This is a genomic window from Falsihalocynthiibacter sp. S25ZX9 (assembly GCF_041205405.1).
Lineage (GTDB): Bacteria > Pseudomonadota > Alphaproteobacteria > Rhodobacterales > Rhodobacteraceae > Falsihalocynthiibacter > Falsihalocynthiibacter arcticus.
Map to the genome: position 1 here is coordinate 37780 of NZ_JBGFCD010000008.1, position 13378 is coordinate 51157.

Here is a 13378-nt window from a genome sequence, read left to right on the forward strand (position 1 = left end):
TTTGAGTTAAGCCTGATGCATGAGTTCAAAAAATGGACCGCTACAGCCACCAATGGGAGACTAAAAATGAATACACGTTTGAAAGGCCTAGTATTTGCAGGGATGATGTCATCTGCGGCATTGTTCACGAGCACGGCGAGCGCCGTTGAGATTGAATATTGGCAATATTTCTTTGACGCACGCGTTGACGCGATGGAGACGCTGATCACCAACTTTGAGGCCGCAAATCCCGACATTACGGTCACGATGAACCACTTCCCCTATGACAGCTACCGCACCAAGGTTGCCGCCGCTATCCCTGCGGGCGAAGGCCCCGATGTGGTTCAGTTGTTTTACGGTTGGTTGAACGACTATGTTGAAGCAGAGTTGATCCAGCCCTTGCCTGCGGATGTGTTCCCAGCGGATAAAATCGACGCGGAATTCTTCCCGATGGTTCAGGCGATGAAGGATGGCGATCAATATTGGGCGCTGCCAACGGCCGTTCGCAGCTTGGCGCTGTTCTACAACAAGCGCCTGTTTGAAGAGGCGGGGATTGAAGGTCCACCAGCCACGCTAGATGAATTGCTTGAGACCGCCAATGCCCTAACAAAACGCGACGGCGCGGGCAATCTGACGACGGTTGGCATTACCGCTGGCATGACCGCGCAAGATCACCACTGGTGGCGCGAAGGTCTGGTACGTCAGTATGGCGGCGAGCCATATCTGGATGATTACAAAACCGTAAACTACAACACTGAGGCGGGTCTTGCGGCGTTGGATTACTACACCAACTTGTTTATGAACGACTCCGCTGTGACCTCAATCGGCTTTATGGACGAGCCTCAGGCGGCGTTCAAAGCGGGCCGTGCTGGTATGCATATTGACGGGTCTTTCCGTATCGGCTCGCTTGCTGATCAACGCGGACTTGAGTGGGGCGTGGCGGAGTTGCCATCCGGTTTAGATGGGGCGCAATCAAACTATTCCTCCTATTGGGTGAACGCGATCACGTCCAAGGCTGAGGGCGAAAAGTACGATGCTGCGGTCAAGTTCATGGAGTATCTCACCTCTGATGAGGCCATGCAAATTTGGCTTGATGTCGTGGGCGAACTGCCTGCGAAACCTTCCGTTGGTATGACCGAAGCGAATGCGAATGATCCGGTCTTTGGTCCGTTCATCCGTGGGTTGGAATACGCGCACACTACCAAATTTGTGAACGAATCCAGCCAGCGCCAACTGCTTGTTGAGATGGTGGAGCGGATCCAGCTTGAAGGCATGGCGCCTGCGGAAAGCCTCGCGATTGCAGCAGAAGCCGAACAAGTCATGCTCGACGAATATTACGCCAAGTAAAATCGAAACATCCGCCCCGATATATCCTGTCGGGGCGGATTTTAAGAAGGTAGGGCCCCCATGTATCGCAACCTCACTATTCGCCAAAAACAGATCGTATGGGCTTGGGCGTTTTTGGCAATTCCCGTGCTTTTCTATAGCATCATCCGTTTCTATCCGACGGGAAACGCGATTCTGATTAGCTTCCAGAATTGGAACTTACTGGGCAGTCGCACGTGGGCTGGCCTTGATAATTACGAGAAGCTTTGGAACGACGCAGTGTTTTGGAAAGTGTTCCAGAATACCTTTCTTTACCTGTTGCTTGGCACCCCGATCAGTCTCGTACTCTCCTTTATCATTGCCTACCATCTTGATAAATTGCGCTTCATGCATGGCTTTTTGCGGATGCTGTATTTCCTCCCATTCATGACCTCTGCGGTAGCGATGGCGTGGGTTTGGCGCTGGTTTTATCAGGACGTGCCGATTGGACTATTCAATAATATCCTCGCCGGTTTTGGCATTCCCCAAATCAGCTTCCTAAATTCAACCACCAACGCGTTGCCTGCCGTTTTGGCGCCTGCCGTTTGGGCGGGACTTGGGTTTCAGGTGATCATTTTTATGGCGGGCATTCGGTCGATTCCGACCAGCTATTACGAAGCCGCCAAGATCGACGGGGTAGGCTGGTTTACCGTTCTCACACAGATCACCCTGCCGCTCCTGCGCCCGACGATTGTGTTTATTGTTGTCTTCTCGTCCATCGGGTTTCTGCGGATTTTCGACCACGTCTTTAACATGACCACTAACAATCCGGGGGGGCCGTTGAATGCTACGAAACCGCTGGTGTTGATGATCTATGACACTGCATTCAACGGTTTTGACATGGGATATGCCGCCGCGCAAACCGTTGTTTTGTTCACGATCCTGCTGATCGTCTCGCTTATTCAACTCCGCCTGCTGAGGAGCACATAATGTCTCATATCGCTCCCACCGCCGAGAATCTTTTGACGGCGCAACCTACCAAACGCCCGCGCAATATGGGCCAAATCATCCGTTGGCTGCTGTTGTTCTTTGGTGGGATTATCATGGTGATGCCGATTGCCTATATGATCTCGACCTCGCTGAAATGGCCGCATGAAGTTTACAACATCAACCTGATCCCAGATGAGCCGACGCTGGATAATTACGCCTATGTTCTTGAGGACGGGCGGTTTTATTGGTGGTTTGTGAATTCGACCATTATCGCCACAATCACGACGATCTGTAATCTGCTGTTTGACAGTCTTGTCGGCTACACTCTATGCAAATTCCGTTTTCCGGGGCGCACGATCGTTTTTATCGCCATTCTGTCGACGCTGATGATCCCCACTGAAATGTTGGTGATCCCGTGGTATCTAATGTCGCAATCGTTTGGTTGGTTGGACAGCTATTGGGGCATTATGTTCCCCGGTTTGATGACCGCCTTCGGTACCTTCCTAATGAAACAGTTCTTTGAAAGCGTCCCAGATGATTTCATCGAAGCTGCCCGCATTGACGGGTTGAACGAGCTGCAAATCTGGTGGACGGTCGCCATGCCTTTAGTGAAACCCGCGCTCGCCGCCCTTGCGATCTTTGTGTTCCTCGGCAATTGGACAGCTTTCCTTTGGCCGCTGATCGTCACCAATTCGGTTGATATGTACACCATTCCCGTCGGCCTGTCCGGCTTTGGCGACGAGGCGGATGTGGCGTGGGAATTGATTATGACCGGGGCGGCGATTTCGACGATCCCGACGTTGATTGTGTTCCTCATTTTCCAGAGATTTATTATCAGAGGCGTAGTAATGGCGGGGCTAAAAGGATGACAGACACATCGATTTTCCCCGACCCAACCTACAAAGACACCGTGCTTGCACCGCTGTTTGAGGGGGTCAAAACCCACTATGCAGGCCATATGGCGGCGATCAACCGCGCCCATTTGGTGATGCTGGTCGAAACCAAGATTTTGTCGGCACAGGACGGGCGCAAAATCGCGCAGGCCCTAGCGGCGATTGACGCGGAAACCGATATTGCGGCCCTAACTTATACGGGCGAATACGAGGATTATTTCTTCTTTGTGGAGGCCGAGTTGCGCCGTCGGTTGGGTGACCTTGGCGGGGCGCTTCATACAGCACGATCCCGCAACGACATGGATCACACACTGTTCAAAATGGCTTTGCGTATCCGTGCCGAAGCAATGTTGGATCAGCTAACAACCTTGACCAAAGCCTTGATCGAAAAAGCCCGCGCCGAGTCCGACACGTTGATCGTCGCCTATACCCACGGTCAACCGGCGCAGCCAACGACATTTGGCCACTACCTTGCCGCCATGATCGAAGTGTTGAGCCGTGACGGCGAGCGCCTATCTGCAGCAATCGACAACCTTGGTCACAGCCCGATGGGCGCCGCCGCGATCACCACGTCTGGGTTCCCTATCGACCGCACTCGTATGGCGGAGTTGCTTGGATTTGAAGGGCCTCTGGTAAACTCCTACGGCTGTATCGCCAGTGTGGATTACGTCACGGGGCTCTATTCCGCCGTTAAACTTGTGTTCCTGCATCTGGGGCGCGTGGTGCAAGATCTGGCGTTCTGGTCCAGCTTTGAAGTAGCGCAACTCTATGTGCCCAACGCGCTGGTGCAGGTCAGTTCGATCATGCCGCAAAAACGCAATCCGGTGCCGATTGAACATATGCGCCACCTCGCGTCGGTCACTTGTGGACGCTGCGATATGGTGGTGAACACGATGCACAACACGCCATTCACCGATATGAACGATAGCGAAGGTGAGGTGCAACAAGCGGGCTATGCGGCCTTTGAAAGTGGCGGTCGGGTGCTGGAGCTTTTGACGGCTTTCCTCCCCGCGTGTTCAATCAATGCCGCAAAAGTGCGCCGTAATACCGATGCCGCGAGCATCACGATCACCGAGCTTGCCGATACGCTTGTGCGCGACGAGGGGCTGACCTTTCGTCAAGCCCACGAGATCGCGGCCCATGTGGCCCGCAACCTTGACGGCGCGCCGCTTTCCGAGGGGTTCACCACGTTTCAGGCGGCATTTCAAACCGCGACAGGCCGCGCAACGGTAATGGACGACACAGCGTTTCGCACGGCAGTTAGCCCTGAAAATTTCGTGGCACTGCGGGATCGCATCGGCGGCCCAGCCCCTGCGGCACTAGCAAGCGCGCTGGATGACAGTGCGCGCGCCACGCAAACCCTCTGCACCTTTGGCGACGTGCGAAAACAGCGCATTTTCACCGCCGATACCGCTCGCACCAATGCCTTCACTCAACTGCTGGAGATCTGACCTTGGCCAATCTTGCCCTGCGTAACCTAACGAAATCTTACGGCAAAACAGAGGTGCTGCATGGCATCTCTCTGGATGTTGCCGATGGCGAATTTGTGGTCTTTGTTGGCCCTTCTGGCTGTGGTAAATCGACGACCCTGCGGATGATCGCGGGGCTTGAGGAAACCTCCTCAGGTATCATCGAAATCGGCGGGCGCGAAGTAAACAATCTTGAGCCCAAAGAACGCGATATCGCGATGGTTTTCCAGAACTATGCAATCTATCCGCATATGTCGGTCAAAAAGAATATCGCCTTTGGTTTGCGGTCCTCCAAAATGCCGAAGGCAGATAAAGAGAAGCGTATTCAAGAAGTTGCAGAAATTCTTGATATGGTCAATCTGCTTGACCGCAAACCCAACCAACTGTCTGGCGGCCAACGCCAACGGGTTGCGATTGGGCGCGCGATGGTCCGTGATCCCGCCGTGTTCCTGTTTGACGAACCCCTCTCGAACCTTGATGCGCAACTGCGTACGCAAATGCGGCTTGAGATCAAAAAACTCCACCAACGGGTTGGCAATACAATTATTTTCGTGACCCACGATCAGGTCGAAGCCATGACCATGGCCGACCGGATTGTCATCATGAAAGACGGGCATATTCAGCAGGTCGGAACCCCCGCCGAGGTGTTCCACAAACCCGCAAATACCTTTGTGGCACGCTTCATCGGTGCGCCCTCTATGAACTTGTTGGAAGGGAGAATTGACGGCACGGTCGTGACGCTTGCCTCTGGTCAAACCGTCAATGTGCCGACGCTCACCGCGACCAAAAACCAAAGTGTTCTTTTGGGTGTTCGTCCAGATGATCTGCATCCTGCTAGCGCAAATCCGATCCTCACAGGCAAGGTTGTTCTGCGCGAGCCTTTGGGGTCGGAGACCTTGATTTATGTCGAAACACCCTCCGGTGAAATCATCGCCAAAGCAGATGGCAGAACGCCGCCCGAAGTCGGGGAAACGGTGCACCTTGGTGCGGATGCCGAAAACCTGCATGTCTTTGACACCGAAAGTGGAGAGGCGCTGACATGAAGAAGCCGATCATGTGTGCCGGTAGGCTCTACTGTGATCTGGTTTTCGCAAACACGCCCCGTCTTCCAACAGCAGGAACCGAGGTTTTTGCGCCGAAACTGTCGCTGCATGCGGGAGGAGGGGCCTTCATTACGGGGGCAACTTTGGTTGCTTTGGGGCATCCGGTTCGGCAGTTTTCGACCCTTCCTGCGGCGCCGTTCGATGCGACCGTTTTGGCGGATATGGCCGCGCACGGGATTGCCGCAAGCGACTGTAAACGCGCCGCTATTGGCACCGATCCACAGATAACCGTCGTGATGGCCAACGCGGAGGATCGCGCCTTTTTGACCCGCGCCGATGGTCCTGCCACCCCTGATCCGGCGGTGGTTGATTTTACTGGTTTCTCTCATCTGCACATCGGCGAATTAAGTACATTACGTGAAACGCCCTCTTTGCTGGACCACGCGCGGGCCGCAGGGCTTACGGTTTCGCTGGATTGTGGTTGGCAGGACGTTTTCGATGCTGATGTTGCCGAATTAATCGCCGCCGTTGACGTATTTTTGCCCAGCGAAAGCGAAGCGGCCGCCCTAATCGCCATCGGTGTGCCAGAAGTCTGCGCGCCTCTCACCGTTGTTAAGTGCGGCAAGAATGGCGCCCGTGCGCGGGCCTTAACAGACAGTGCTTGGACCCAAAGTTCCACTGCCCAAGTTGAGGTCATTGATGCCACCGGCGCAGGCGACTCGTTTAACGCGGGTTTCTTAGCGTGTTGGCTAGAGCAAGCCCCGTTGAACGAATGCTTGACCAAGGGCAACGCCTGCGGGTCTGCAGCGGTGCAATCCCTTGGTGGCGCCAGTTATTTAAAACGACTTTAAAACGCGCGCAGCCCCTTACTACAATCAACGGGCCGAAGGGTTGGTACCGAGTGTCGAGATAAGTGAAACCGCCGCAAAAATAACACTGAGATAGGCCAATAACTCGAAGACCTCCTCAAAAAGCTCATGCGGTTCGACACCAAATAGGTTTTCCTCAAACGCCGCCCCAATAGCAAACAAAATAAGCCCACATGAAATCCAACCCATCGGGCGGGACGTAATCAAGTTCCTCAGGGAAGTTTTGGTGTCTTCGAAGTGCGTAACGACCAGTGTTACGGCGGTAACAAACAACAGGATCACGATTACCGCAGACGTCATCATAAAGAAATTCACAGTTGCAGGGGCCAGTCCGTAAATTGCGCCCCAAGTTGTTTCGCGCCCAACCCCCGCAAAGGAAACGGCGGTGAACGTTAGGCAAATGGCCACGATGCCAGCGCGAAACTCGACATGGCTTCGCTCGGCCTTCACTGCGGCAATGGCCCAGGCGAGCACCATGCCGATAATGACGATCAACTCCGCCGCCTCAATAAAGCCATCCTCACTTGTATTTAAGGGGAAGATTTGGTTCGCAACTCCGACCACCACGACAGCCATTCCCATCGCAAATGCAACGCGTAGCCAATACCATAGGCGGCGGCTGTTACCGGACAAAAAAGTGTACATCGGTGGGGGCTCAATTATTTGATATCAAGGAAGCGGCCACCACACATAATTGTAACAGTTCGATAAACAAGGGATGCGACCTTTCGGTAACGCATTCGTGAGCAATGTCGATTTTGTAGCCTCATTGTGCGACAGCAATCAAATATCGCGCGGCATCGTGGTTGATGCAATACCCGCCATTTTAGCAAGCTTATTCGTTGATTGAAATTTACCGTCTACCTCGACATAAGACGAAGGGCGACCAATCGTGCAACGACGAATAGGCGGAACGAGATATGAAAAAAATTGCGATCATCAGTGGTGGCCTGTCAGGCATGGGCCTTGCGATTGCCAAGCGGTTGCATGCCTCTGGAACGGTGGTTTGCATTGGGGCGCGGCGCGGTGGCGATGCCGAGGTCGTGGCGAAGCTACATGCCGCGGTGGGTGCGCCAATTCACGTTGCGCCGCTTGATGTGCGCGACAGCGAAAGCGTTGCTAAGTTTGTAGGGGACGTCGTGGCCTTGCATGGCCAAGTGGATATTCTGGTCAACACGGCGGGCGTCTATGAAGAAGCGGGCGTCATTGATCATTCCGACAAGCTTTGGGACGATACGATTGACACCAACTTGACCGGCACGTTCAAAATGATCCGCGCGGTGATGCCATTGATGAAGGCACAAAACTGGGGCCGGATCATAAACCTCGCCTCTGTCGCGGCGCACAATGGCATGATCGACAATGCGGCTTATTGCGCGTCCAAGGCGGGGCTTTTGGGCTTGGGACGCTGTGTCAGCCTTGAGGGCGCGGCGCATGGGATTACCTGCATCAGCATCAGCCCAACTTGGGTTGAGACAGAAATGCTCAAACATTTTGTCGATCAGGAAGTGGCCGAAACGGACGCCACGCGCGCTGAGGTACAGGCGAAATATGAAGCCTCCAATCCACAAGGCGCGCTCGTACAACCCGAAGAGATAGCCGAGCTTGTAGCCTTCATTGTGAGCGATGCTGGACGAGCGATCACCATGGAAGACATTCAAGTTAACGCGGGATCGCTTTGGTAGGGTGTTAATTCACTGATTTCACGCGAGGAATAACCCGTCGGGCCAAAAGTTCGGCGGGGCTAGAAAGAGACGCAAACGACTGCTCCGTTATGCCCTCCCACATTTTTTGTGCGGCGTCGTGGGTCAGGGTTGCTGTTGCTTTTAGTGCTGTGAGGTCCGAGGCAATGAGGGCCCGTTCCGCATCGGACAAGGGCGCTGCGCGCAGCCAATTCTCAACGGGGATCACGGCAATTTCTGCGACCTCTGGCAATAGTGCCGTTGTGGCGTATTGATTTGGCGTCAGGTTAAAATACCGCGCCCCATCGGTGGGGATCAGATCGGCGAGAAACCGTGCCGCCGCGTGAACATCGATCATTCGAAAAGCAAAGCCTTCGGGAACGGCCTGGATTTGGGCACAAGCGGCCATAATGACCTCATAGATGTCTTTGCTGTTGGGCGCGTCCAGATCATACAAAGACGGCAACCGGACGATGGACGCCGCCACGCCTGACTTGGCGATCTGATGTTCTGCCTCGATTTTGGCCGCACCATATCCTGAGCACTGTGGATAAATCGCCGTCGCGGCCTCATCGTAAGGGCCACCTGTATCGGCAAAAACCGCTGAAGTGGACGAGAACCGCAAATCCGCAGAAGCATCGCGACAGAACTGAAGAATATTGGCGATGCCAGCCTGTGACCATACCTCCATATGATCGCGATCAACCGCAAGATTCACCATCGCCGCGCAATGAATCACGCTGCGAACGCGGGATGTGAGGGTTGCATAATCAGCGTCATCTAGGCCGAAATGCACGTCTTCAAGTGCTGCGGGAATAAGGACCAGTCGCGCGGGATCCACGCCCTGTTCGGCTGCAATCGCGTGCAATCGGTCGATTGCGTCGCGGCGTTTGGGGCGGATGAGGCAATAGATGACATCACCGTCCGGCAAAGACCGCGCGGCGGCAGCCATCACGCGACTGCCGAGGAACCCCGTGGCCCCCGTTAGCAAAATACCCGACCGCTCGAAGCTGCCGTGCGCCTGTGGTCGGGTTGCAGATGACGAGAGAATGTCGTGCAAACGCCCCAAGGGAACGTTCAGCGCAAAGTCGAAATCGACGCGACAGCCATAGGCGGCCTCAAGAGCGAGGAGGAGATTCACCGCCATCAGGGAGTCGCCGCCTTGGTCGTGAAACGACAGGCTGGGATCGAGGGTTGCGGCGGGACAGCACATAATTTCAGCGGCTTTTGCGACCGTTGGCAAGACATTGGTTGTGGCCGTATCTTCGGCGACGATTGCGTTGATTTTGGGCAGGGCTTTGTAATCGCATTTTCCCGAGACCGCATTGACGGGCATAGTATCAAGCTGCACCAAAAAGCTTGGAATACAGTAGAAAGGCAATTCCGCGCGCAGGGCTTGGGAGAGCGCGGCAGGAAGCCGATTATCGCCCGCCTCAAGTCCCCATTTCGCACGGTTTTCGTCTGACTGTGCGGGGTTGGCGCAATAATAGAGCACGAGAGCTTTGCCTTGACCATCTATCTCTTGAATCCATGGCACTCCCTGCGAAAAGGCCACGAAACTATGCAGCGATTCCGTCAGATCGCGGGTTTGTATGCTATGCCCCCGCAGCTTGAGCATATGCGCCACGCGGCCCATCACATGTATGCTGCCATCCGCGGCTATATATCCTTGGTCACCCGTATCATAAAGGCGCGTAAACTGGCCATTGAGGGTCAATTCGCGAAACCGCAGCGCCGTTTCCTCAGGGCGGTTCACATAACCGGGGCCGAGCATCCTTGGGCCTTCGAAATGCAGCAATCCAGGTTGCCCCGCGGCACAGATTTGATCGTTATCATCCAGAACCACCGCCTTGATATGTGGCATCGCAACGCCCACGGAAGCAGCCCCCGCACGGCCTTGCGGCCCCGACACTTTGGTCATCGAAATATCGTGGGTTTCGCAAATGCTATAGAGGTTCCAGAGCGTGACGTTTGGCAGTTTTTCCCGTACCGCCGCAACCAAATCATCGCTCACAACTTCGCCATTCAAAATCACCCGTTGCAGGGGCACATTTTGGGTCACCTCGGCGGTCGTGGTCTGGAGGATTTTTTCAAGCGCGGAGGGGGTAAAAAGCATCTCGGTCACGGTGTGACGGGTCAGGAACGCCGCAAGATCATCGGGGTTCAGGAGTTCATTAAAACGCGGAAAACAGAGTTTCGCGCCATCCCGCAGGGGGCGAAACATTTCCCAGATCGCAAAGATATAAATGCCGACGGTGTGCTGTGGCTCATAGGGCGTAAATTCATCGCGCCACTCATACGACAGGTGGGCAGATTGATGTGTCACGGGGATGCATTTCGGCTTGCCCGTGGTGCCTGATGTTGCAACCACATAAATTATATCATCTGGCGCGACATCCGCCGCAACGATCGATTGTGGCGGCCTGTTTGCGGGGGTTTTCAGGATTGTTAGCGCGTCGATACTCTGGCAGGTCGCGGGCAATTGGCCAACCTTCGGCGCTTGGCACAGGAACACCACGTCAATCGCAAGTTCGGCGACGATATTCGTTAAAACATCGGTAGGCATCGCGGGGTCCAGATGCACAAAAGGACGCCCCAGAACCACGCAAGCCGTTGCAACCGCGCCGAAATTAACGGAGGGCTTGCCAAAAATTGCAACGGTGCCGTTTGACTGAAGGTGAATTGCCAGCCGATCAATGCAATCCGCCAATTGCCCATAACTGAGGGTAAGGTCGCAGTCCACAAGGGCCGTCAAATCGGCATGATCCTGCAGCGCTTGCGCCAGTTTTCTCGGGACTGTTGTGGTCTGGGTCAATGAAAAATCCAAGTCATTCGCGAAACAAGAAACGACCTTATTCGTCCCATATGCGACATAAACTTGGTATCTTGATTTTGGACAAGAAGGTCAAGATGCCAAGCGATTTTAAATCGTTTGGGACGCGACTATCGATGATGCCCGCGTGAAACGGATTGTTGCTGCGATTGCCCCACAGATGCGCAACCTGCGCACCCTTTTGAGGTGGCGCAGGTTCCTTAATGCCCTCAGGGACGTTGCTGTCCATTGCCGAAGACGAGGTATTTGAAGCTCGTGAGCTGCTCTGCTCCGACGGGGCCGCGCGCGTGCATTTTGCCCGTTGCGATCCCGATTTCCGCACCCATGCCAAACTCGCCGCCGTCCGAGAATTGGGTCGACGCATTATGCATCACCACGGCGGAATCCACAGCGGTCATGAAGGCCGTAGCGGCCGCCATGTCATCGGCCACGATCGCATCGGTGTGACCCGAGGAGTGCGCCTGCACAAAGGCGATGGCGTCTTGCAAATCATCGACAATTTTCACCGACATGATGTTGCTCAAATACTCGGTGTTCCAGTCCTCATCCGTCGCGGGGATTAAGTCCGGCAGGATTTTTTTAGCTTCAGAATCCCCACGCAACTCACAGTCAACGAGGGCTTGCGCCAAGTGGGGCAGGACCCTTGTTGCGACATTACGGTCGATCACCACACATTCAGTTGCGCCACAAATTCCCGTCCGACGCATCTTGGCGTTTTGGACAATGCCTACCGCCATATCAAGATCGGCGCTTTCGTGGATATAGGTGTGGTTGTTGCCATCGAGGTGCAGCAACGTCGGTACCCGTGCTTCTTTCTGCACCAGTGAAACCAGCCCACGACCACCGCGCGGAATAACAAGATCGACAGTATCGATGCTGTGCAACAGAAGTTTCACCGCCTCACGATCCCGCGTGTTCACCAATTGCACGGCGTCCTCGGGCAGGCCCGCAGCCTTCAACCCCTGCGCCAAACAGGCAACGATCACGCGCGAGGAATGCAAGCTTTCCGAACCACCGCGCAGAATGACGGCATTGCCGGACTTCACACAAAGCGCCCCAGCATCAGAGCCCACATTCGGGCGCGATTCATAGATCATTGCAATGACGCCAATGGGCACGCTGACTCGGTTGATTTTGAGGCCATTGGGGCGATCAAACGTCGCGAGGGTACGGCCAAGCGGGTCGTCTTGGGCGGCAATCGCATCGAGCGCGCCTGCCATGCCTGCCACGCGGTCTTCGGTCAGGGTAAGGCGGTCGACGAAGGCTGCGTCCTTGCCGCTATCACGGATACTGTCGACATCCTTGGCGTTGGCTTGCAGGATCTCGGAGGCGCGGGCGCGTAAAGCTTTGGCGGCCTCTGTGAGGGCTAGATTGCGCTGATCTGACGTTGCCATCGCGAGGCCGCGTGCCGCAGCCTTGGCGCGCTGGCCAAGGTCTGCGACGAGGGTTTCAACGTTCATCTCTTCCGTAGGTGTGCTCATGTCATCCATTCTCGTGTCTCCTTAAAACGGCGGCTCGAAGGCCGTTTCTATTTCAGTTCGGCGGCGCGGCGATAGGCGGCCTGTACGGTATTCTCGAAAAGCGCGTGCAGCTGGCCGTCGTGCATCAACGCCTCTAGCCCAGCTTGCGTTGTACCGTTTTTACTGGTCACCGAATTTCGCAACTCTTCAAGGGAAGACTCCGACTGACGGGCCGTTTCGACGGCGCCAGTGATGGTGTCAAAAACCAGTTTTTCTGCGGTTTCTTGATCAAACCCTACGGATTTCGCGGCGGCAACATAGCTGCGCATTAATTCGAAAACATAGCCCGGACCGCTACCACTGACGGCGGTTAAACGATCGATCTCGTCCTCGTTGGCCAGTTGCACACAGCTACCTGTTTGGGCGATCCATGCGGTCACGTCCGTAACTTGCTGTTTGGAACAGGCGTCATTGGCGTAAATGCCAGAAACGCCAAGGCCAACCATCGCAGCCATATTTGGCATGACGCGAATGATCGCCGCATCGCCCACAATTTTCGCGACCGTCTCGATGCTGCAGCCCGCAGCGATGGACACAAAGCATCCACCCGTTTTCAACGCATGCACATAGTCGGGCAGCACATCCACAATCATCTGTGGCTTGATCGCGATTAGAACCACATCAAAGACACCGGCGGGCACATCTGCTGCGTCCGTCACATGGGTAACGCCGTCTGGAAGGCCGGTGGCGGCAGGGTCGGCAACGGTAAACTGGTTCTCATCTCTGGCGGCCCACTGGCGCAACATCGCGCCCCCCATTTTGCCGCATCCAATCAGAAGTATGTTCATCTGTGTC

Annotated in this window: 11 protein-coding genes; 7 read left to right on the forward strand and 4 right to left on the reverse strand. The window is 55.0% G+C overall.

Annotated features, from left to right (window positions below; genetic code table 11):
* Positions 1 to 66 precede the first annotated feature (66 nt).
* From AB9F29_RS10515 to AB9F29_RS10540, 6 genes are read left to right on the forward strand one after another with little or no spacing between them, the layout of a single operon-like run.
* On the forward strand, positions 67 to 1326 hold the full coding sequence (locus tag AB9F29_RS10515; protein WP_369755644.1) for an extracellular solute-binding protein: 1260 nt from the start codon (positions 67 to 69) through the stop codon (positions 1324 to 1326).
* Between the two features lie 60 nt (positions 1327 to 1386).
* A complete protein-coding gene (locus tag AB9F29_RS10520) occupies positions 1387 to 2274 on the forward strand; it encodes a carbohydrate ABC transporter permease (protein ID WP_039003638.1) in 888 nt (295 codons plus the stop codon).
* Positions 2274 to 3143 (forward strand): carbohydrate ABC transporter permease, encoded by an 870-nt coding sequence (locus tag AB9F29_RS10525; RefSeq protein ID WP_369755646.1) that lies wholly within the window; start codon positions 2274 to 2276, stop codon positions 3141 to 3143. The genes AB9F29_RS10520 and AB9F29_RS10525 overlap by 1 nt, the downstream gene beginning before the upstream one ends.
* Complete coding sequence (gene argH, locus AB9F29_RS10530; RefSeq protein ID WP_369755647.1) at positions 3140 to 4618, forward strand: argininosuccinate lyase; 1479 nt, start codon at positions 3140 to 3142, stop codon at positions 4616 to 4618. The genes AB9F29_RS10525 and argH overlap by 4 nt, the downstream gene beginning before the upstream one ends.
* A gap of 2 nt (positions 4619 to 4620) precedes the next feature.
* A complete protein-coding gene (locus tag AB9F29_RS10535) occupies positions 4621 to 5679 on the forward strand; it encodes an ABC transporter ATP-binding protein (RefSeq protein ID WP_369755648.1) in 1059 nt (352 codons plus the stop codon).
* Positions 5676 to 6530: a carbohydrate kinase family protein gene (locus AB9F29_RS10540; RefSeq protein ID WP_369755649.1), complete on the forward strand. Its 855-nt coding sequence runs from the start codon at positions 5676 to 5678 to the stop codon at positions 6528 to 6530. Before AB9F29_RS10535 ends, AB9F29_RS10540 begins: the two co-directional genes overlap by 4 nt.
* A 24-nt stretch (positions 6531 to 6554) precedes the next feature.
* Here AB9F29_RS10540 and AB9F29_RS10545 read toward each other — a convergent pair whose 3' ends face one another.
* Entirely contained in the window at positions 6555 to 7193 is a 639-nt protein-coding gene (locus tag AB9F29_RS10545) for a hypothetical protein (RefSeq protein ID WP_369755650.1), read from the reverse strand.
* Positions 7194 to 7468: 275 nt separating this feature from the next.
* Between AB9F29_RS10545 and AB9F29_RS10550 the strand changes: the two genes are divergently transcribed.
* Positions 7469 to 8233, forward strand: a complete 765-nt coding sequence (locus AB9F29_RS10550; RefSeq protein ID WP_369755651.1) for an SDR family NAD(P)-dependent oxidoreductase — start codon at positions 7469 to 7471, stop codon at positions 8231 to 8233.
* A gap of 4 nt (positions 8234 to 8237) precedes the next feature.
* Here the strand turns inward: AB9F29_RS10550 and AB9F29_RS10555 are convergent, their stop codons facing one another.
* From AB9F29_RS10555 to proC, 3 genes are all read right to left on the reverse strand, one after another.
* Positions 8238 to 11045 (reverse strand): AMP-binding protein, encoded by a 2808-nt coding sequence (locus tag AB9F29_RS10555; protein ID WP_369755652.1) that lies wholly within the window; start codon positions 11043 to 11045, stop codon positions 8238 to 8240.
* 227 nt (positions 11046 to 11272) lie between these two features.
* Positions 11273 to 12553 carry a glutamate-5-semialdehyde dehydrogenase gene (locus AB9F29_RS10560; RefSeq protein ID WP_369755654.1) on the reverse strand — a complete coding sequence of 427 codons (1281 nt, stop codon included), beginning with the start codon at positions 12551 to 12553 and terminating at the stop codon, positions 11273 to 11275.
* Between the two features lie 38 nt (positions 12554 to 12591).
* Positions 12592 to 13371, reverse strand: a complete 780-nt coding sequence (gene proC, locus AB9F29_RS10565) for a pyrroline-5-carboxylate reductase (RefSeq protein WP_335586064.1) — start codon at positions 13369 to 13371, stop codon at positions 12592 to 12594.
* Between the last annotated feature and the right edge of the window lie 7 nt (positions 13372 to 13378).

Coding starts and splice junctions, on each gene's coding strand:
- AB9F29_RS10515 (WP_369755644.1), top strand. CDS start 67: ATGAATACACGTTTGAAAGGCCTAGTATTTGCAGGGATGATGTCATCT.
- AB9F29_RS10545 (WP_369755650.1), bottom strand. CDS start 7,193: ATGTACACTTTTTTGTCCGGTAACAGCCGCCGCCTATGGTATTGGCTA.
- argH (WP_369755647.1), top strand. CDS start 3,140: ATGACAGACACATCGATTTTCCCCGACCCAACCTACAAAGACACCGTG.
- AB9F29_RS10540 (WP_369755649.1), top strand. CDS start 5,676: ATGAAGAAGCCGATCATGTGTGCCGGTAGGCTCTACTGTGATCTGGTT.
- AB9F29_RS10525 (WP_369755646.1), top strand. CDS start 2,274: ATGTCTCATATCGCTCCCACCGCCGAGAATCTTTTGACGGCGCAACCT.
- AB9F29_RS10550 (WP_369755651.1), top strand. CDS start 7,469: ATGAAAAAAATTGCGATCATCAGTGGTGGCCTGTCAGGCATGGGCCTT.
- AB9F29_RS10560 (WP_369755654.1), bottom strand. CDS start 12,553: ATGGATGACATGAGCACACCTACGGAAGAGATGAACGTTGAAACCCTC.
- AB9F29_RS10520 (WP_039003638.1), top strand. CDS start 1,387: ATGTATCGCAACCTCACTATTCGCCAAAAACAGATCGTATGGGCTTGG.
- proC (WP_335586064.1), bottom strand. CDS start 13,371: ATGAACATACTTCTGATTGGATGCGGCAAAATGGGGGGCGCGATGTTG.